Genomic DNA, 19660 nt, shown 5'->3' with positions numbered 1-19660 from the left:
CCCTATCCGGGATCAGCCAGCATGAACAGCCCGAATGCTTTGCAGGGTGAGCGTCGCCTTCTTCGATGCTCGCCGGTCGAGGGTCTCCTCGGCCGCGCCGCCGCTGCGCCGACCATTGCCGAAGCGTTTCCGTCTGTGCTTCGATCCTGAGCCAACGTGCAGAGGCGGGCGACCTCCGCGCGGTTGAGCCGGAAGAGGGTGCGAGGTTGACCGAGTACGCCGACCTGGTCATCACCAGCGCCGACGTCTACACCGTCGACGCCGTCCGCAGTTGGTCAGACGCGGTCGCCGTACGCGGGGACCGGATCGTCGCGGTCGGCTCCGAGCCCGTGTCCGAGCTGATCGGCCCGCGGACCAGGATGATCGAGGCCGCGGGCGGCATGGTGCTGCCGGGCTTCCAGGACGCGCACCTCCACGCACCCTTCGCCGGGCGCAACCGGCTCCGGGTGTGGCTCAACGACCTCGCCGGCCGGCCGGCGTACCTGGACCGGGTCGCGCGGTACGCGGCCGACAACCCCGACCAGCCCTGGATCATCGGCGGCGGCTGGGCGATGGAGCACTTCCCCGGCGGCACCCCACGCAAGGAGGACCTGGACGCGATCGCCCCGGACCGCCCCGTCTTCCTGTTCAACCGGGACGTGCACGGCGCGTGGGTCAACTCCCGGGCCCTCGAGATCGCGGGCATCACCAGGGACACCCCGGACCCCGCCGACGGGCGCATCGAACGCGACCCGGACACCGGCGAGCCGACCGGCACCCTGCACGAGGGCGCGGCGTACGGCTTCAACGACCGGCACGTGCCCCTGCCCGGGCGCGCCGAGTGGGAGGAAGCCATCCTCAACGCCCAGGAACATCTGCACTCGCTGGGCATCACCGGCTGGCAGGACGCCTGGGTGACCCCGGGAACCCTGGAGGCGTACCGGTCCCTCGCCGCGTCCGGCCGGCTCACAGCCCGGGTCGTCGGCGCCCTGTGGTGGGACCGGCACCGCGGCCTCGACCAGATCCCCGAGTTCCGCACCCAGCGGGAGTCCGCGGCCGGTGGCAGCTTCCACCCCAACACCGTCAAGATCATGACCGACGGAGTGCTGGAGAACTACACCGGCGCGCTGCTCGAACCGTACTGCGACGGCTGCGGCGGCCACACCGACAACCACGGCGTGACGTACGTCGACGCCGAACTGCTCGCCGCCGCGGTGACCGAACTGGACCGGCTCGACTTCCAGGTGCACCTGCACGCGATCGGTGACCGCGCCGTGCGCAACGCCCTCGACGCGGTCGCGGCCGCTCGTGCGGCGAACGGGCGTCGCGACAACCGGCATCACATCGCCCATCTGCAACTCGTTCAGCCGCAGGACGTGCCGCGCTTCCGGCAGTTGGGGGTGACCGCGAACTGCCAGGCGTACTGGGCGCAGATGGAACCGCAGATGGAGGAGCTCACGGTGCCGTTCCTCGGGCGGGAGCGGGCGCAGTTGCAGTACCCCTTCGGGGATCTGCTGCGCTCCGGGGCCACCCTGGCCATGGGCAGCGATTGGTCGGTGACGACCGCGAACCCGCTGGAGGAGATCGAGGTCGCCGTGACCCGGATCGACCCGGAGCACCGCGACAACGCGCCGTTCCTGCCAGAGCAGGCGCTGCCGCTGTCGGTCGCCCTCGCCGCGTTCACCGCCGGCTCGGCGTATGTCAACCATGACGCGGACGGCGGCACGATCGCGGTCGGCAAGCGCGCGGACCTGGCCGTGCTCGACCGTAACCTGTTCGCCGCCGGGGCGGGACTACCGGCCGACGCCCGCGTCACCCACACGATCGCCGGCGGCGCCGTCGTCTACGACAGTGGCCTGTCGCGATAGGAGGCTGCTCGCCACAGCGCGATGCTCAGCGCGAGCATCCACACGACGAACAGGCCGATGCCGAACAGTGAGGAGTTTCCTTCGGCCGTGCGGCCCAGGACGCTGAAGATGGATCCGAGCAGGAACACGGCGGCCGCGACCACACCGGCGATGCCCAGCCACTTCGGCAGCAGGTGGGTGCGCAGTACGGCCAGCGAGATCGCCGCGGTGAGCGCGGTGATGGTCCACACCACCGGTGTGCGTCCCTGCAGCTCATTCAAGACAAGTACGGCCGCGGGCTGGTCGCTGTCGGCCACGCCGACGAGGGCGGTCTCGGCGGCCAGGGACAGGAAGCCCATCGCGATGAACGCGACGCCGGAGATCAGCACCGCGGTGGCCAGTGCCTCCTGCCCAGCTCGCCGGATGGCCGGCACCAGCGGCGCCAGGAAGACGACGACGGCCAGTAGCGCGAGCCCGACAGCGACCTCGCTGCCGAGCAGAGCGCCACGATGATCGGCCTGGTACGCGGCGATGGCGTCCGCGGTCGATGCCTCGGGCCCGAAGCCCTGCAGCAGGCGGTGGGCGACGTAGAGCGCATCGAATCCCAGACCGCCGAGGGCAGCGACGCGTAGGGCCCGCCCCTGCGTCCCGTCAGAACTGATGCCGACTGTCATCGCATCAGGATGCGGCAGGCGACGCCGCGGCGCTGCCCCGTCGATGACCGATGCCGAAGGCCGGACGAGTCCAGCTCTGGGCTTCTACCACCTTCTGTAGGAAGAGGGATGGGCGGGTCCGCCACATCTGTAGGAAATCGGCGCTTTCATTGATAAAGCTGCAGCTTTTTGTTGCTTCTTCCTTCGCCGGCACGTCAAGATCGCCAAAAGGCAGAGGTGGTCCGCTCCCCCGAGCATCACCGGTGCTCACGTGCGCCTCGCTCGGTGGGTGGATCCACGAGAGGAGCACGCGTGCAGGTACACAAGATGTCGACGATCCTCCGATCCCGAGGCGCGCTGGCCGCCGCCGTGACGGCCGCCCTGGCCGGTTCGATCCTCACCGCCCCACCCGTCTCCGCCGCCGCCCCAGAGGGACCGGGGCAGGGCAGCTGCAAGATCGCCGATGATCCGTCCTGGTCGGGCTGGAGCAACCACCAGCAGGTGGGCGAGCAGCTGGCGCAGATCGAGCGCACCAGCGGCGGTCGGGTGAAGGTCGAGGTCGCCGGACACACCCAGCAGGGCCGGGAGCTGTGGGCGGCCCGGGTTGGCACCGGCGACAAGGTGCTGCTGGTCACCAGCGCGATCCACGGCAACGAGCGGACCGGCACCGAGGCGCTGCTCGCGATCCTCAAGCGCCTGGGCAGCAGCGGCGACGCGCAGACCCAGAAGATCCTCAGCGAGATCACGTTCGTCGCGATGCCCATGGTCAACCCGGACGGCGGCGAGCTCAACCGGCGGATGAACGTGCGGTCCTGGGACGAGACGGTGGCCGAGTTCCCGCAGCTGGCCGGGGCGCCGCGCGCCTGGTACCACGGGCTCAGGGGAGACGGCATCGACCTGCCCGGCTACGACCTGAACCGGGACTTCAATCCCGACCTCAACTACGTGCCGCGCGCCGCCGACCTGCCGGGCCGCGACACCGACGCCGGGTTCTTCCTCTCCCCCGAGTCGCGCGCCATCCGCGACGTCTATGTGGGGCTGCGGTCGGAGAAGGGCGCGGTCGACGCGTACGTCGACCTGCACCACATGGGACCGTGCGACCGACTCACCGGCGGTGAGCAGGACGGCAAGCTCATCTCCGTCTCGCTCGACTACCCGCCGCTCGGGGTGCAGGACGGCGCCAAGTACAAGGCGGCGTGGCCGGCGCTGGACCAGGACAAGTCCCGCCGCTACGCGCTCACCGTCGCCAACGGTATGCAGGCGCAGTACGGCAGCCAGTCCAAGCTCGCGGCCGTCGGCCGGTACTTCCACCCGGACGCGCGGGAGTACGCGGGCCAGGGCCGCTCGGCGTTCGCCCTCAACGGCACCGGCACGGTGCTGTTCGAGGTCCGCGGCCAGCAGGACGACCTGGGCCAGAAGCAGCACGGCATGCTGGTGAAGAGCGTGCAGACCGGTGTGGAGTCGCTGATCGGCGGCCTGGCCGACGGCACCGTCGACCGGGTCGACGGTGACGACTTCTTCGACCTGCCCGACTACGGCTGGGACACGACGAACGACTGAGTGTTCTCGGACGGGCGGCGACCGCAGGAGCTTCGGGCTCCGGCGGTCGCCGCCGCTGTCTCCGCTGCGGGAGCGTCCCGCCAGTGGGCGGGAGCGGAGTGCGCGGTCAATGGCCGATGCCGACCTTCTGCCCTGGCAGGGCGAGGTCCGCGACCACCGGCAGGTGATCAGAAGCCGTGCTGGCCAGCGGCGAGGTGAGGACGGCGACGGTGCGAGCGACCACGTCGCCGGACCGCAGGACGTAGTCGATGCGGTGGGTGGAGTCCTCGGCGGGGTGGGTGTTTCCCTCACCCACACCGGCGGCCTCCCACGCGTCAACAAGGTCGTCGACGAGCGCACGGATCTCGGGCGCGTCCGGGGTCGCGTTCAGGTCTCCGACGAGGACGACGGACTCCGCGGGAGTGCCGATCAGCTGCGTGATCGCCTGCGCTTGGACGACCCGCTCGGCGGCGTCGTTGTGCTGCAGATGGGTGTTGTAGACCTGCACCGGTACCCCGCGTACATTGATCCGAGCCCGCAACAGGCCGCGCTGTTCATGGTTGCCGAACCGCGGGAGATGGGTGTTGTCCCAGTCCAGAATCGGGTAGTTGGTGAGGATCGCAGTGCCGTACTGGCGACGCGGCTGGTCCGGGGAGAGCGGATCGAGATCGAGGTTGGCCCCGTAGACGACGTGCATGTTCAGCTCGCGAGCGAGCCAGGCGGCCTGGTCGACGAAGTTGCTCCGCTCGCCGTAATGCCGATCGACCTCCTGCAGGCCGACCACGTCGAGCTGGCTGTCCCGAATCACCTGGGCCACTCTGGACAGGTCGAGGACGTTGTCGGTACCGGCCCCGTGGTGAATGTTGAAGGTCATCACGCGCAGGGGTCGATCCGGGGCCTGCGGTCGGGGCGAATCGACGGCTGCTGCCGCGCCGGCTGGCGAGGCCAGGGCCACTGCCGTGGCGATGGGGGCGAGAAGGGCGACGAGGACTCGTGGAAAGCGCATATGTGGAGCTTGCCCGCACCCGAGCGACATCGGCTCGAATGGAGCGAAAAACTTGTCTTACCTCGAGTGATCGACATCTTTGCGCCTGTGCTACGTCAGCGACCCGGGTAGCTCGGTGCCCGCCACCCGGTCGTCGCCCCTCTCCCGACGCCGGCAAGTCGCTCTTCTCATCGCCCTACCCCGCTACAGCGGCGGCGACGCGCTCTGGCGTTACCTGGAGAGGATGTCCCCGGTGAGCCCGCCGGCACTGGGCCGGGCGACGCCGGACCCCGCAGCCTGAGCCGTTCGGCTGAGTAGCTCCGCCACCTCCCCGGCCCCGGATCGGCGCGCTGTCGCGTCGGCCCGGGGCCGGCTCGCATCTGCGGGCTTCGGTGTGGTGCCGCCCGGGCGGTCGCGTGTCGTCAATCCGTCGTTGTCTCGCCACAGGGCCGTCCGTAGCGTCGCGACTACAGATCGATGCCGCGCGGAAGGACTCCCCTCGTGACCGAACTCGTCGCTCCGCAGCTCGTCGTGAACAGCAGGATGATCTACTTCGGCTGGCTGCCGGCCGACCCGGAGGCCGTGGCCGCCCTGGTGCCGGAGGGGCTCAAGCCGACGCCGAACCGACAGGTTTTCATGAATCAGTACGTCGTCGACGAACCCGGTCAGACCTCCGGCTTTGGCGCCTACTCGCTGACGTACATCGGGCCGGACCTGTCCGGCGTGGACGCTCCTGACGGGGTCACCCCGGGCCGCTGGTGGACGCACTACTTCAACTCGAGTTCAGTGGTCCGGGAGTATGCCGCCGCCCGGGGCGTACCGGCCACTGTGGGTGCCACGACCATCGAGGTGCGGGGCCAGCGGCTGGTCGCCACCACGGAGGCGGACGGCGTACCGGTGATCAGGACGACCGCCCGCGTCGGCCGCACCGGCGACGCGGTGAATCGGGGGCAGCTCCGCTACCTGACCCGGCTCGACGGCAACCTGCTCAGCGGCAACTACCCGTTCGTGGCGGCGCCGGTCGACCCCTTCGAGGTCGAGTCGCTGGAGTTCCTGGAGCCGGACCACCCGGTCTACGCGCTGCGTCCGGCCGAGCCGCTGGAGGTGGTGTGGGGCTTCTACTCGCCGCGTTCGTCGTTCGCGTACCCCGGTGGTGAGTCGGTTCTCGACTGAGCGGTCCCGGAGGGCCCGCCGCACCGGCCGTTGGACGGCCGTGTGCCGGCGGGCCCGCGGAATCAGCGCGCGTCGGTGCTCTCGTCGTGCGGGACGGTGACGGTGACCGTGCATCCGACCGGGCGTCCGATCTCGTCGTGGCCGGTGTACGTCAGGTGGTAGACCCGGTCTCCGCCGTTCCCGGCTCGTTCGGCCCGCAGCTGGCCGCTGGTGTCCGGCACACCGACGGCGAAGCCGCTGATGTCGGCGGCGTCACCGCCGGTCACGCCGGTCAGGGCGAACGCGTTCGGGCCGAGCACCCCGTCGTGCAGGTCCACGGTTACATTGACGTCGACCAGTTCGTGGTTCGGCGGCCACAGGACCGGCCGGTCCACGGCGCAGTCGAGCTGCCGCACCGGCAGCGGGTTCGCCAGGGTGGCGGTGGCGTGCCCGATGGTCGCGGTGAGCCGGCCACCGGCCTCGTAGTACATGTGCGCGGTCCGGCCGTCGAAGTAGAACGTCGGCGCGGCCGACCGGCCGAGGTCGGGGGCGGCGGTCATCGAGTCGTGCACGACACCGAGGTGGATCTCCTGGTCGAAGTCCTCCCCCACGTCCACGGCGTGCATGTTGCCGTCGGCGGCGTGGTAGATCACCAGGTTGCGGTCGTTCCAGCGGAGGAAGAACGGCCCGGAGGCGTTCGGGCCCTCGTCGCCCTGCGGCGTCACGATCGGTTCGGGCTGCATGGTCCAGGTGCGGGCGTCGTTGGAGACCGCCCAGCGGATCCGCCGGGACACCGGCCCGGTCGGTCCGGGCGCCCCGCCCGTGGGGTTGTCCATGAAGACCATCAGGTACCGGGTGCCGAGGCGCGGCACGGACTGCTCGAACACCCGCGCGTAGGACGTCTCGCCGCCGGTCGTCTCGTTCCGGCTGACCGCAGTGCCGCCGTAGCTGAAGTGGATGCCGTCGTCGGAGGTCGCGTACCGGGTGATGGAGTTCTCGCCGTGGAAGTAGAGGAACAGCTTCCGCTCCCCCTCGATCCAGACCGCGTGCGGTGAGGAGATGTGGCTGACGGTGGAGTAGTACGGCAGCCAGGTGTTGCTGATCAGCGGGTTGGCGTCGTATTCGGTCCACGGGCCGTTGATCGAGTCGGAGTAGGCGAGGGCGATCCCACCGGGACGCTCGTGCGGCGCGTAGTACAGGTAGTAGGTGCCGAGCGGGTTCGGGAAGTAGTCGGCGGCCCGGATGACGCTCGGGAAGATGAACTCGTTCGTCGGGTTGTAGGCGAGGGTGCTCTTGTCGAACGCGGTGCCCACGTAGGTGAACTGGGGGAAGTCGAGGCCGGGGTCGGCGGCGGCCGGCGCGGCGCCGGTCATGGCGGCGACGAGCAGGCCGGCACTGGCGGTCGCCAGGACAGCACGTCGGGATGATGGGGCGGGTGGTCTCGTCATGCGTCTTCCCCTTCTGTCGGTTCGTTCGGGCGTTGGGCGCGCCGGGCACGCTGCACCGCGACGACAGCACGAGGGCCGCTGTCGCGGGCGTGGCGTTCCGCGCCGGCCGGGCAGGGCGCCGGGCGGCGTGCGTAACTCTCAGTAAGAACACATGGATCATCGAACGTCGGTGGCCCCACCCGGGGCCACCGCGCTAATACGTATTAGCATCTATGTTTCTCGAATGTTGCTCGCCGAGGAGGGCTCCTGTCAAGAGGTTGCCGCAACTCCCCCGGGCACCGAGCGCATCCCCGGTGCCCGGGGCGGCGCGTCGTCGGGAGCGGTTCTCGCTAATGCGCATTACTTCAGGGAGTTCATCCCGTCGAAATCTCCGTTCGCCCTCTTGACACGGGCCGGCCGGCCACGCCAGGCTCCTTCCCAACGCCGAGCGCTAATACGCATTAGCCGCACCGGAAGGACCCGTCGTGACCGCTCCCCCCAGACGCGTCACCCAACGTGACATCGCGCGGTTGGCCGGTGTCAGTCAGGCGACCGTGTCGCTGGTGCTGAACAACCGGGCAGACGCCGAGATCCGCATCGCCCCGGAGACCCGGGACCGGGTGTTGCGGGTCATCGCCGAGACCGGGTACGCCGCGGACCCCGTGGCTCGCCGCCTCGCCTCACGGTTCAACCGGATCATCGGCGTCTTCACGTACGAGCCCGCCTTCCCCAGCGGCAGCCGGGACTTCTTCCACCCGTTCCTGCTCGGCATCGAGGAGTACGCCGAGCGGGTCGGCTGCGATCTGCTGCTGTTCACCAGCGCACCGGTGGTCGACGGCCGGCGACGCATCTTCCACCAGGACAATCGGCTGCGCCTGGCCGACGGGTGCATCCTGCTCGGACGCGAGGTCGACGGCGCGGAACTGCACCGGCTCAACCGCGACGGATACCCGTACGTCGCCGTGGGACGCCGCGACGACGCCGGCGGACCGGTGCCCTACGTCGGCGCCGACTACGCCACGGCGGTGAACCGGCTCGCCGAGCTGGCGCTGCGGCACGGCCACCGGCGCCTGACGTACGTGGGCATGGGCAGCACCGCCGAGTCCTCTGAGGACCGGCGGCGCGGGTATCTGGCCGCCGCGACCACCGCGGAGAGCGCGCGCCAGGTGTCCGCGGTGGCCGAGGAGGCCGACGCGTGCCTCGACGACCTGCTGGCCGACGGGACCACCGTGGCGTTCGTGGAGGACTTCGCCACGGCGGTGGCGCTGGAGTCGGCCGCCCGTCGGCGCGGGCTGACCGTGCCCGGCGACCTGTCGATCGTGACCCTCGGCGATCCGACCGTCCCGGTCCCCACCGACATCGCGTTCACCGGGTTCCTCATCCCGCGCGAGGAGATGGGCCGGCAGTCGGTCGAGGTGCTGACCGGCGTCATCGACGGCAGCGCGGCCGGTCTCCAGCAGCGACTTCTCCCCTGCGAACTCGTCGAGGGCAACACCCTCGGCACCCCTGATCCGGCGGTCGACCGCCGCTGAGCGGTCGACCGCGCAACTGGAAGGAAGCAAGTGGTACAGATGCGTGCGGACGTCCTCGTCGTCGGGGGCGGACTGGGCGGGGTCGCCGCGGCGCTCGCCGCGGCCCGGGCCGGCCGGTCCGTCATCCTGACCGAGGAGTTCGACTGGCTCGGCGGGCAGCTCACCAGCCAGGCCGTGCCGCCGGACGAGCACTCCTGGATCGAGCAGTTCGGCGCGACCGCCAGCTACCGGGCTCTGCGCAACGGCATCCGCGACTACTACCGGCGGCACTACCCGCTGACCGAGCGGACCCGGGCCTGGACCGACCTCAACCCGGGGGCCGGGTGGGTGAGCCGGCTCTGCCACGAGCCCCGGGTGGCCGTCGCCGTCCTCGAGGAGATGCTCGCGCCGTACCGGGGGTCGGGGCGGCTGACGGTGCTGCAGCCGTACCGGCCGGTCGCCGCGGCGACCGACGGGGACCGGGTCACCGGCGTCACCCTGGCGCACCGGGACCGGGACGAGCGGATCGACGTGGTCGCACCGTACGTCCTGGACGCCACCGAGACCGGTGAGCTGCTGCCGCTGACCGGCACCGAGTACGTCACCGGGTTCGAGTCGCAGGCCGAGACCGGGGAGCCGAGCGCGCCGGCCGAGGCGCAGCCGATGAACATGCAGGCCGTGTCGGTGTGCTTCGCCCTCGACCACGTCGACGGCGACCACACCATCGACCGCCCCGCGGGGTACGACTTCTGGCGCGACTACAAGCCCGACTTCTGGGGTGACCGGCTGCTGTCGTGGCGGTCGCCGCACCCGCGCACGCTGGAGATCGTCGAGCGCAGTTTCACCCCGAACCCGGACGACGACCCGTTGAGCGTCAACGCCGACCAGCGGGTCAACCCCGGTGATGGCAACCTGTGGACGTTCCGGCGGATCGCCGCCCGGCGCAACTTCACCGACGGGGCGTACGGCAGCGACATCACGCTGGTCAACTGGCCGATGATCGACTACTTCGAGGGCCCGGTGATCGACGTGCCGAACGCGTCGTGGCACCTGGCCAAGGCCCGCGAGCTGTCGTACTCGGTGCTCTACTGGCTGCAGACGGAGGCGCCGCGGCCGGACGGCGGCACCGGGTTTCCCGGCCTGCGGCTGCGCGGTGACGTCACCGGCAGCCCGGACGGGCTGGCACAGGCCCCCTACATCCGGGAGTCGCGCCGCATCCGGGCCGAGTACACGGTGGTGGAGCAGGACCTCTCCCTCGCGGTGCGGGGTGAGCACGGCGCGGTGCACTACCCCGACTCGGTCGGCGTGGGGATGTACCGGATCGACCTGCACCCGTCGACCGGCGGCGACAACTACATCGACGTCGGCTCCTGCCCGTTCGAGATCCCGCTCGGCGCGCTGATCCCGCAGCGGATGGAGAACCTGCTGCCGGCCGGCAAGAACATCGGCACCACGCACATCACCAACGGCAGCTACCGGCTGCACCCCGTCGAGTGGAACGTCGGCGAGGTCGCCGGCCTGCTCGCCGACTTCTGTCTGACGCGGGGCGAGTCCCCGCGTGCGGTCCGCGGCACCCCCCGCCTGCTGGCCGAGTTCACCGACCGCGTCTCGGCTGCCGGCGTGGAACGCCGCTGGCCGCAGATCGCGGGCTACTGAAACCCCCGGTGAGGAGAAGATAGTGAAACCAGGAAAGGGTCTGGCTGTTGTCGCCGCCGCGCTGGCCGGCGTCCTCGCCCTGTCCGCCTGCGGTGGCGGCGAGGCGAAGGACGAGGGTCCGGCCAGTCTGCGGATGACCGTCTGGTCGGCCAACGAGGCGCACCTGAAGCTGTTCAACGAGATCGCCGACGAGTACCGCAAGAGCCACCCGGACGTCGCCGAGATCAAGTTCGACCCGCTGCCGTTCGAGAACTACACCACCACCCTGACCACCCAGATCGCCGGCGGGAACGCGCCCGACCTGGCGTGGGTGTTCGAGAACTCCGCCCCCGACTTCGTGGCCTCCGGCGCGCTGCTGCCGCTGGACGACACGCTCAAGAAGGCCGACGGTTACCAGTACGACGACCTCTCCCCCGCCACGCTGAAGCTCTGGCAGAACGGCGGCAAGCTCTACGCGTACCCGTTCTCCACCTCGCCGTTCGGGGTGTTCGTCAACACCGACCTGCTGAAGAAGGCCGGGCAGAAGACGCCGGCTGAGCTGATCGCGGCCGGGCAGTGGACCTGGGACAACGCGCTGGCCGCCGCCGGCGCCACGCAGCAGGCCACCGGCAAGGCCGGCCTGGTGATCCGGGACTTCGACTACAAGGGCTGGGACAACCTGTCCACCTTCTGGACCGGGTGGGGCGCCCAGGCGTGGAGCGAGGACGGCAAGACCTGCGGTTTCGCCAGCCCGGAGATGGTCGATGCGATGACCGCCCTGCACAAGGCCATCTTCACCACGAAGGCGCTGCCCGGTCCGGGCACCACCGCCGACTTCTTCGCCGGTGACGCGGCCATGACGGTCACCCAGATCTCCCGCGCCTCGCTGCTGAAGGACGGCGGCTTCGGCTGGGACCTGGTTCCGCTGCCCGCGGGTCCGAAGGGGCCGTACGCGGTGGTCGGCCAGGCCGGCGTCGGGGTGATGAAGAAGAGCCCCCACGCCAAGCAGGCGGCCGACTTCCTCGCGTTCTTCACCAACCCCACCAACTCGGCCAAGCTCGCCCAGTTCTTCCCGCCGCCGCGGCAGTCGCAGCTGACCGCGGAGACCCTCGCGAAGACGAACCCGAAGCTCAAGCCGGAGCAGCTGCAGAAGGTCGTCATCGACGGCATCACCAGCGGCGTGGTCAAGCCCAGCCACGCGGGCCAGGCCGAGCTGAGCCAGCAGGTCCGCGCCGGCCTGGACCCGCTGTGGAAGCCGGACGCGGACGTCAAGGCCGTACTCGACGGCGTCTGCGCCAAGATCCAGCCGCTGCTGGCGAAGTAAGGCCAACGATCATGACCCAGACGGACACCAGGGTGGGCCCGGCCGCTGCCGGGCCCACCCTGGGCCCGGCCCGGCCGTTCTGGACCAGCCGCCGCCGGGACCAGCTCACCGGTTACCTCTTCGTCGCCCCGCAACTGCTCGGCAGCGCCGTCTTCGTGATCCTGCCGCTGGTCCTCGTGGTCTGGTACAGCCTGCACGAGTGGAACGTGCTGGCCGGGACGTTCGACTTCGTCGGCACCGACAACTACGCGGCCCTCGCCGACGATCCCAACCTCGGCGCGGTGCTGCGGGCCACCGGGCTGTTCTCCGTCGGGCTGGTGGTGTTGAACCTCGGGCTGGCGTTGCTGCTGGCCGTCCTGCTCAACCAGAAGCTGCGGGGCACGATCCTGTTCCGCACGCTGTTCTTCTCCCCCGTGGTGGTCTCGCTGGTGGCCTGGACCATCGTGTGGGGCTTCCTGTTGCAGGACAACGGCGGGATCAACGGCCTGCTCGACACGCTGGGTGTGGACGGGCCGAACTGGCTGCGCGGCGAGGGAACGGCGATGCTGTCGGTCATCGTCGTGCAGGTGTTCAAGAACGTCGGCCTGAACATGGTGCTGTTCCTGGCCGCCCTGCAGGGCGTGCCGGCGGAGCTGTACGAGGCCGCGGAGGTGGACGGGGCGAGCCGGATGCGCCAGTTCTGGCGGATCACCGTACCGCTGATCAGCCCGACCATCCTGCTCACCTCGATCATCACGGTGGTCGGGTCGCTGCAGGTCTTCGCGCAGATCGCGGTGCTGACCCAGGGCGGTCCCGGCACCTCGACGACCGTGCTCGTCTACTACCTCTACCAGCAGGCGTTCCAGTTCCACCACTTCGGCTACGGCGCCACGCTGTCGATCGTGCTGTTCGCCATCGTGCTCGCGCTGACCGTGCTGCAGTGGCAGATGCGCAAGAGGTGGGTCTTCCATGAATCGTGACCTGTCCCGGCGGACCAAGCTCGTGCTCTACGGGGTGTTGCTGGTCCTGGCGATCCCGTTCGTCTTCCCGACCTGGTGGATGGTCACCTCGTCGCTGAAGCCGGTGGCGGACATCTTCGCCTTCCCGCCGCAACTGCTGCCGGTCAACCCGCGGCTCGACGCCTACCAGCGGGTGTTCGAGTTGCAACCGTTCGGGCAGCAGTACCTCAACAGCCTCTACATCGCGCTGGTGGTCACCGTCGGCACCCTGGCCGTGTCGGCGCTGGCCGGGTACGCCTTCGCGCGCATCCGGTTCCGCGGCCAGAACGTGTTGTTCCTGGTCGTCCTCGCGGGTCTGCTGATCCCCAGCGAGGTGACGATCGTGCCGCTGTTCCAGATGTTCTTCAAGCTCGGGCTGATCAACACGCACTGGCCGCTGATCCTGGTGCCGATCTTCGGCGCGCCGAGCGTGCTGGCGACGTTCATCATGCGGCAGTTCTTCATCAGCCTCCCCGGTGAGCTGGAGGAGGCGGCCCGGGTCGACGGGCTGGGCCGCTTCGCCACGTTCTGGCGGATCGCCCTGCCGCTGTCCCGGCCCGCGCTGGGCGCGGTGGCGATCTTCACCTTCCTGCACAGCTGGAACCTGTACCTGGAGCCGATCGTGTTCCTCTCCTCGCCGGAGAAGTTCACCCTGCCCCAGGCGCTCACCCAGTTCGTCGACGCCTACGGCGGTCCGATGTGGGACGTCCAGCTCGCCGCGGCGTCGATGACGGCGCTGCCGGTGCTGGTGGTGTTCGTCATCGCGCAGAAGCAGTTCGTCGAGGGCCTCGCGCACACCGGCCTCAAGGGATGACGGCCTCGGTGGTCGGGGTCGACATCGGCGGCACCAAGACGGTCGTCGCGCTGGTCGGCCCGGGCGGGGAGGTGCTGGAACGCCGGGAGGTGCCCACCCCCGCCCGCTGCGGGCCCGAGGCGGTGCTGGACGCCGCCGCGGGGTTGGCCGCCGGGCTGCTCGGCGTGGCCGGGCCCGGGCCGGTGGGGGTGGGCACCGCCGGCACGGTCGACCCGGCGACCGGCAGCATCCGGTACGCCACCGACAGCCTGCCCGGCTGGGCTGGCACCCCCGTCGCCGAGGCGCTGGCCGCGCGGCTGGGCCGACAGGTGCGGATCACCAACGACGTGAACGCCGCGGCGCTGGGCGAATGCTGGGCCGGGGCCGGCCGGGACCGCGGTCATGTGCTGCTGGTGGCCGTCGGCACCGGGCTGGGCGGGGCGATCGTCCGCAACGGCCGCGTCGAGTCCGGTGCCCGCGGCGCCGCCGGTGAGGTGGCGCATCTGCCGGCCCCGGGCGCCGACCGGCTGCGGTGCGGGTGCGGCCGGTACGGGCACCTGGAGGCGATCGCGTCGGGCACCGGGCTGGCCGCCGCGTACGCCATCGAGACCGGCGAACGCCTCACCGGGCGCGCCGTGGCGGACCGCGCGGCGGCCGGAGACGGCGCCGCCCGGCAGGTCGTGGACCGGGCCGGCCGCGTCCTCGGCGCGGCCCTGGCGGGTCTGGTGGCCCTGCTCGACCCGGCGGCCGTCCTGGTGGCCGGCGGCGCGGCCGGCGCGCTGCTGCCCGCCGCGTCGCTCGCCTACCCGGCGGAGCTGCCCGCGGGCTGGGCCGACGTGCCGCTGCTGCCGGCCGCGCTGGGCGCCGACGCCGTGGTGGTCGGCGCGGCCCGGCTGGCCATGACCACAGCGGAGTAGGCGGTGACGGCGCGAGCCGTACCCGGATCAGTGGAAGGACCAGAGAAGTGAGCGTGCTCGACGACCTGACCGGCGGGCTGGTGGTGTCCTGCCAGCCGCTGCCGGACGAGCCGGACGACCCGATGCGGGACCCGTACGTGCAGGCCCGGGTGGCCGCCGCGGTGGTACGCGGCGGCGCGGTGGCGGTGCGGGTCAACGGACCGGACGATGTCCGGGCGGTGCGCGCGGCCGTCGACGTGCCGGTGATCGGGCTGTACAAGCACGGCACGGCGGATGTGTTCATCACCCCGACGGCGGCGCACGCGCTCGAGGTGGCGCGGGCCGGGGCGGACATCGTCGCGGTCGACGCCACCGACCGCCCCCGACCGGACGGGCGCACCTTCGCCGACACGGTCCGCGCGATCCGCGAGCACACCGACGCGCTGGTCCTGGCCGACGTGTCCACCGCGGCCGAGGGCGTCGCCGCCGTCGAGGCGGGCGCGGACGCCGTGGCCACCACGCTGTCCGGCTACACCCCGGCCAGCCCGCAGACCGACGGGCCCGACCTCGGGCTCGTGGCGCGACTCGTCGCACAGCTACCGGTGCCGGTGATCGCCGAAGGGCGGTACCGCACCACGGAGCAGATCGGCGCGGCCTTCCAGGCCGGTGCGCACGCGGTGGTGATGGGCAACGCCGTCACCTCACCGCTGTGGATCACCCGCCGGCTCGTGCCGGCCACCCCCCGCGCGGCGGGCGCCCCCAGATAACAGGGAGAACAGATGAGAAGACGTACCCTCCTGGCCACCGGCGTGGCCGGGTTGGCCACCGTGGCAATCGGCCGGCCGGCGTTCGCCGGGGCCGCCGACCGGCAGCTGACCGTGGCGCTGGTGCCGTTGGATGACCGACCGGTCAACACCTACTGCCCGCAGATGACCGCGGCGAGCGCGGGCGCGCAGGTACTGCTGCCGCCCCGGGAGCTGCTGGGCCGCTTCTTCACCCCCGGCGACGGCGCCGTCATCGCCCGCTGGCTCGGCGCCACCGACGGCGTCGACGGGTATGTGATCTCGGTGAGCATGCTCGCCTACGGCGGTCTGATCGCCTCCCGCACCGCCGCGCCGACCCTGGCCGCCGCCCTGGCGAACCTGGCCGCGATCCGGAACCTGCGGGCGACCCGGCCGGGAGCGGTGATCGAGGTGCACGACACGATCCAGCGGCTCGCGATCACCAGCACCGGCACCGAGCTGGACAAGTACCGCGACCGGCTGGTCGAGTGGGCGAAGCTCTACGACCAGGTGGTCAACCTCGGGCAGGAGGAGCTGCGGGCCCGGCTCGACACCGTCCGGGCGCAGATCCCGGACCAGGTCGTCGAGGACTACCTCGCCGCGCGGGCCCGCAACCACCAGGTCAACCGGCTGATGGTCGAGTGGGTCGCCGACGGCACCATCAGCCACCTGGTGCTCTCCGAGGACGACACCGCGCCGGTCGGCCTGGCCCGCGCGGAGCGGGTCGAGCTGGAGGCGCTGGTGGCGCAGCTCGGTGTCGGCGACCGGGTGGAGATCTTCCCCGGAGCCGACGAGGTCGACGCGCTGCTGGTCGCCCGGGTGGTCGCCGCCGGCACGACGCCCACCTACCGCTTGGAGTACGCCGGCGTCTCGGGTGAGGACTGGACCGCCCAGCTGGAGGGCATCCCGTTCGCGGAGAACATCCGCCGGCACGTGGCCGCCGTCGGTGGCCGGGTGGTGGACGGCGACGCGGACATCGTGCTCGCCGTGAACACCCCCTCGGCTGCGGCCGGGCAGCGGGCCGCCGACCTGGACGCCTTCGTCGGGCGGATCGGCGACCTGCTGGCCGCCGGCACCCCGGTGATCGTGGTGGACCCGCTGATCGTGAACAAGGCCGACCACGACCTGGTCGCGCGGATGGAGAACCGGCTGGACCTCGCCGCGCTGCTGTCCTACTCGGGGTGGAACACCGGCGGCAACGCGCTCGGGCTGGCGCTCGGTCACGGCACCGCCCGCTGGGCCCACCTGCGCTCCTCCGGCAGCGGGTACGGCGTGCCGGACCTGCGCGAGCCGGGCCTGGCGCACGCCGAGTACCTGCTCTACCGGTTCGTCAAGGACGACCCGTGGAAGAACGTGGTGCAGGTCGAGGCGTACGCGCATGCCCGGGCGCAGGGCTGGGACCCGCTCGCGCTCACGCCTACGCAGAAGACCTACTTCGACGGCTGGGTACGCGAGCGGCTGGTGCCGCTGACCGAGCGGTACTTCGCCGACCACTTCGCCGGGCACCGCATCGTGCTGGGCCGGCGGGGTGCGAAGACGTTCACGGCCACGCTGGCGGGAGTCGAGTCGGTGCGGGTGGAGCTGCCGTGGGACCGGCTCTTCGAGGTGACCCTGGAGCCCCGGCTGCAACTGTCCTGACCAGCACACCCGGTCGCGCCGGCACGCACCTGCCGGCGCGACCGGGTGCCAGGGACCGCGCGGATCGTAGCGGTGTCGAACGTTTCCGTCTCCTACCCAGGTAGGAGGAAGCGGTCCGACCGCCGGCCGCAGCCGGGGCTTCAGGTCGGGCGAAGTCCGCATGCCGGCGCACCAGCATCTGCAGGTATGACAACCACGATGCGCCGGGCGGCTCACTGGCACCGCCCATTGATGCTCTTCGTCGCGGCGATGGCGGTGCTCGCCCTCGTCTCCGCAGTCGGCATCGTCGCCGACTCGCGGATCCTCACCGGCGTGCCGATCTGGCTCAAGCCGTTCAAGTTCTCCGTGTCGTTCGTGCTGTACGGCACCACGCTGGCCTGGATGCTCTCCCTGCTGCCGAGGCGTAGCCGGGTCGCGGAGTGGGCGGCCACCGTCATCGTCGCCATGGGAGTGGTGGAGATGACGGTGATCGTCGGGCAGGTGCTGCGCGGTACGACCAGCCACTTCAACGGGACCAGCCCGCTGAACGCCGCCCTGTTCGCGCTGATGGGTGCGGCGATCATGGTGCTGTTCATGGCGCACCTCGTCATCGGGATCGTGGTGGTGCGTCAGCCGATCGCCGACCGGGCCGCCAAGTACGCGGTCGGGCTGGGCCTCGGCCTGACCCTGCTCGGCATGGCCGTGGCGATACCGATGGTGCTGCCCAGCCAGGAACCCCCGGGCCTCGAGGGGATCTCCGGGGCGCACAGCGTCGGCGTACCGGACGGCGGGCCCGGGCTGCCGCTGGTCGGCTGGAGCACCACCGGCGGGGATCTGCGGATCGGGCACTTCGTGGGTATGCACGCGTTGCAGGCGCTGCCGATCCTGGCGATCCTGCTGCGCCGGTTCCTCCGGCGACTGGACGAGCACACCCAGGCGCGGCTGGTGGTCGTCGCAGGCGCCGCGTACGGTGCACTCACGATGCTGTTCACCTGGCAGGCCCTGCGCGGGCAGCCGCTGCTGCGGCCGGACGCGCTCACTCTGACCGCCGTGGCGGCCCTGGCGCTCGCCACCGCGACCGCCGCCGGCGCGGTCGTGGCCGGCCGGCGTCGCCCGCAGGTGGTGCTGGCCGCATGACCGGCACCCTGTTCTCGCTGACGTTCGCGCTGGCCGCACCGTTCTGGACGCTGATGATCCTGCTGCCGCGCTGGTCGTGGACCGCCCGGATCATCAGGTCGCCGCTGATCGTGACACCGGTCCTGGTGATCTACGCGATCCTGGTGATCCCAGCGCTCGCCGACGTGCTGCCAGCCGTGGCGTCCCCCACCCTGGACGGCGTACGCGACCTGCTCGGCACCGCCGACGGCGCCGCAGCCGCCTGGGCGCACATGATCGCGTTCGATCTGTTCGTCGGGCGGTGGGCGTGGCTCGACAGCCGGGAGCGGGGGGTGCCGGCGCTGGTGATGGCTCCGGTGCTGGTGCTGACGATCCTGCTCGGGCCGCTCGGCCTGGGCGCCTACCTCGCCGTCCGGGCCAGGTGGCCGCAGCCAGCTGCGATTCCGGCCGCCGAACCGCAGCGCGTAGGCTGACCAACTTGATTAGGAATCGTCGGTGATCATAGGTTGACCGTGTGGACTGTGGCGCTTCGCCTTGGGCTGGTTCGGGGGAGATTCCGGTGAGGTGGGCCGGTCGTGATCGCGGGTTCTTCTGGGTCGTTGTTGAGGTGATGAGCCGGTGACCGGAAAACTACCGCTGGCTGGGGGCCAGACTTCCCGTACCGCTTGCGCCCGCGCTTTGCTCCGATCGGGGGTGGACGAGGAGAGCGGTGAGGTCCTGTCGCAGGCGGTGCTTGCGCAGCGGATCGGCTGGTGTGCCGATCTGGTGGCGGGCATGGTCTCTGGCCTGTTGGTTGAGCGGTGGAACTGCGCGGATGTGGAGGTGTTGGCCTCCGGACACGACGCGGGTGGCCGGAAACTTCCGTCGAATGCGTGGATGGCGCTGCGACGCTTGGGCTGGACGGTCGCCGCGCCGGTGGGTGTGAAGGTCAACGACCGGATCGTGCGCATGGCCCAGGAACAGGCCGGGCGGGCGCTGCGCTCGGCGTGGTGGCGTGCGGGCCTGACCTCCGGTGTGTTGGCGACGTGGCCGGCCGATCCGCGTCAGCGCACCGCGCAGGAGTGGGAGCAGGTACGCAAGGCGGTTCCGGGCGGGGAGCATCTACCGTCCAGCATTATCAAGTCCCGCACGCGGCAGGCTGCCAGGTTCCTTGCCGCGCACGGCCGGCTGCCGGTGGACGTCTTCGAGCTGGAAGGCGTCCCGGCAGTGGCGCGGATGCTGCTGCTGGCCGCGTGTGACCGGCAGCAGGCCACCATCGAACGCAGCGACACCGACCCCAGGAGGGTGTTGCTGCGGTTGCAGTTGCCCACCCGCCCCGATCCGCGATCGTATCGGGACTGGACGTGGGTGGCCTGTCCGATCATCCTGCCGCCCACGGTCCCCGCGGGCGCGGTGCTGCACCTGCCCACCCTGCGCGTCACCGGCCT

General features: G+C 71.0%; 17 protein-coding genes. 14 read left to right on the top strand and 3 right to left on the bottom strand.

All coding sequences use genetic code 11. The annotated features are described in order from the left end of the window. Positions 1–206: 206 nt before the first annotated feature. Entirely contained in the window at positions 207–1847 is a 1641-nt protein-coding gene (locus ACY34I_RS12320) for an amidohydrolase (protein WP_462754897.1), read from the top strand. Here the strand turns inward: ACY34I_RS12320 and ACY34I_RS12315 are convergent. Next, positions 1823–2500, bottom strand: a complete 678-nt coding sequence (locus ACY34I_RS12315; protein WP_462754895.1) for a DUF4386 family protein — start codon at positions 2498–2500, stop codon at positions 1823–1825. The genes ACY34I_RS12320 and ACY34I_RS12315 overlap by 25 nt on opposite strands. Before the next feature lie 291 nt (positions 2501–2791). On the opposite strand from ACY34I_RS12315, the gene ACY34I_RS12310 reads away from it, so the two are divergent. Next, on the top strand, positions 2792–4039 hold the full coding sequence (locus ACY34I_RS12310; protein ID WP_462754893.1) for a M14 family zinc carboxypeptidase: 1248 nt from the start codon (positions 2792–2794) through the stop codon (positions 4037–4039). Positions 4040–4145: 106 nt separating this feature from the next. Here ACY34I_RS12310 and ACY34I_RS12305 read toward each other — a convergent pair whose 3' ends face one another. Continuing rightward, on the bottom strand, positions 4146–4892 hold the full coding sequence (locus ACY34I_RS12305) for an endonuclease/exonuclease/phosphatase family protein (protein ID WP_462754891.1): 747 nt from the start codon (positions 4890–4892) through the stop codon (positions 4146–4148). A gap of 612 nt (positions 4893–5504) precedes the next feature. Here ACY34I_RS12305 and ACY34I_RS12300 point away from each other — a divergent pair. Beyond that, positions 5505–6176, top strand: a complete 672-nt coding sequence (locus tag ACY34I_RS12300) for a hypothetical protein (RefSeq protein WP_462754889.1) — start codon at positions 5505–5507, stop codon at positions 6174–6176. Between the two features lie 62 nt (positions 6177–6238). On the opposite strand, the gene ACY34I_RS12295 is transcribed toward ACY34I_RS12300, so the two are convergent. Further along, positions 6239–7603 carry a glycoside hydrolase family protein gene (locus ACY34I_RS12295; protein WP_462754887.1) on the bottom strand — a complete coding sequence of 455 codons (1365 nt, stop codon included), beginning with the start codon at positions 7601–7603 and terminating at the stop codon, positions 6239–6241. 464 nt (positions 7604–8067) lie between these two features. On the opposite strand from ACY34I_RS12295, the gene ACY34I_RS12290 reads away from it, so the two are divergent. The 11 genes from ACY34I_RS12290 to ACY34I_RS12240 form a co-directional block, all read left to right on the top strand. Continuing rightward, complete coding sequence (locus ACY34I_RS12290; RefSeq protein WP_462754885.1) at positions 8068–9114, top strand: LacI family DNA-binding transcriptional regulator; 1047 nt, start codon at positions 8068–8070, stop codon at positions 9112–9114. Positions 9115–9153: 39 nt separating this feature from the next. After that, positions 9154–10749 (top strand): FAD-dependent oxidoreductase, encoded by a 1596-nt coding sequence (locus ACY34I_RS12285; protein WP_462754883.1) that lies wholly within the window; start codon positions 9154–9156, stop codon positions 10747–10749. A gap of 22 nt (positions 10750–10771) precedes the next feature. Next, positions 10772–12052 (top strand): ABC transporter substrate-binding protein, encoded by a 1281-nt coding sequence (locus ACY34I_RS12280; RefSeq protein WP_462754881.1) that lies wholly within the window; start codon positions 10772–10774, stop codon positions 12050–12052. Between the two features lie 11 nt (positions 12053–12063). Then, positions 12064–13011 carry a carbohydrate ABC transporter permease gene (locus tag ACY34I_RS12275; protein ID WP_462754880.1) on the top strand — a complete coding sequence of 316 codons (948 nt, stop codon included), beginning with the start codon at positions 12064–12066 and terminating at the stop codon, positions 13009–13011. Next, positions 13001–13843 (top strand): carbohydrate ABC transporter permease, encoded by an 843-nt coding sequence (locus ACY34I_RS12270; protein WP_462754878.1) that lies wholly within the window; start codon positions 13001–13003, stop codon positions 13841–13843. Before ACY34I_RS12275 ends, ACY34I_RS12270 begins: the two co-directional genes overlap by 11 nt. Continuing rightward, complete coding sequence (locus ACY34I_RS12265; protein WP_462754876.1) at positions 13840–14739, top strand: ROK family protein; 900 nt, start codon at positions 13840–13842, stop codon at positions 14737–14739. The genes ACY34I_RS12270 and ACY34I_RS12265 overlap by 4 nt, the downstream gene beginning before the upstream one ends. Positions 14740–14786: 47 nt before the next feature. Further along, positions 14787–15485, top strand: a complete 699-nt coding sequence (locus ACY34I_RS12260; protein WP_462754875.1) for an N-acetylmannosamine-6-phosphate 2-epimerase — start codon at positions 14787–14789, stop codon at positions 15483–15485. 12 nt (positions 15486–15497) lie between these two features. Then, positions 15498–17138 carry a DUF4127 family protein gene (locus ACY34I_RS12255; protein ID WP_462754874.1) on the top strand — a complete coding sequence of 547 codons (1641 nt, stop codon included), beginning with the start codon at positions 15498–15500 and terminating at the stop codon, positions 17136–17138. 186 nt (positions 17139–17324) lie between these two features. Then, positions 17325–18254 carry a hypothetical protein gene (locus ACY34I_RS12250; RefSeq protein WP_462754873.1) on the top strand — a complete coding sequence of 310 codons (930 nt, stop codon included), beginning with the start codon at positions 17325–17327 and terminating at the stop codon, positions 18252–18254. After that, positions 18251–18706: an ABA4-like family protein gene (locus ACY34I_RS12245; RefSeq protein WP_462754871.1), complete on the top strand. Its 456-nt coding sequence runs from the start codon at positions 18251–18253 to the stop codon at positions 18704–18706. The genes ACY34I_RS12250 and ACY34I_RS12245 overlap by 4 nt, the downstream gene beginning before the upstream one ends. A 220-nt stretch (positions 18707–18926) precedes the next feature. Continuing rightward, positions 18927–19660: hypothetical protein (locus ACY34I_RS12240; RefSeq protein WP_462754870.1), on the top strand; the 734-nt coding region annotated here is incomplete at its 3' end.

The organism is Micromonospora sp. RTBAU3-60 (genome assembly GCF_054963695.1).
Note: the sequence above shows the minus strand (reverse complement) of the source record. Positions and strands in the feature narration are given on the sequence as shown.

Bases quoted from the DNA above. Each gene is read 5' to 3' on its own strand.
- ACY34I_RS12270 (WP_462754878.1), top strand. From the start codon at position 13,001: ATGAATCGTGACCTGTCCCGGCGGACCAAGCTCGTGCTCTACGGGGTG.
- ACY34I_RS12265 (WP_462754876.1), top strand. From the start codon at position 13,840: ATGACGGCCTCGGTGGTCGGGGTCGACATCGGCGGCACCAAGACGGTC.
- ACY34I_RS12285 (WP_462754883.1), top strand. From the start codon at position 9,154: ATGCGTGCGGACGTCCTCGTCGTCGGGGGCGGACTGGGCGGGGTCGCC.
- ACY34I_RS12250 (WP_462754873.1), top strand. From the start codon at position 17,325: ATGACAACCACGATGCGCCGGGCGGCTCACTGGCACCGCCCATTGATG.
- ACY34I_RS12245 (WP_462754871.1), top strand. From the start codon at position 18,251: ATGACCGGCACCCTGTTCTCGCTGACGTTCGCGCTGGCCGCACCGTTC.
- ACY34I_RS12275 (WP_462754880.1), top strand. From the start codon at position 12,064: ATGACCCAGACGGACACCAGGGTGGGCCCGGCCGCTGCCGGGCCCACC.
- ACY34I_RS12255 (WP_462754874.1), top strand. From the start codon at position 15,498: ATGAGAAGACGTACCCTCCTGGCCACCGGCGTGGCCGGGTTGGCCACC.
- ACY34I_RS12315 (WP_462754895.1), bottom strand. From the start codon at position 2,500: ATGACAGTCGGCATCAGTTCTGACGGGACGCAGGGGCGGGCCCTACGC.
- ACY34I_RS12305 (WP_462754891.1), bottom strand. From the start codon at position 4,892: ATGACCTTCAACATTCACCACGGGGCCGGTACCGACAACGTCCTCGAC.
- ACY34I_RS12295 (WP_462754887.1), bottom strand. From the start codon at position 7,603: ATGACGAGACCACCCGCCCCATCATCCCGACGTGCTGTCCTGGCGACC.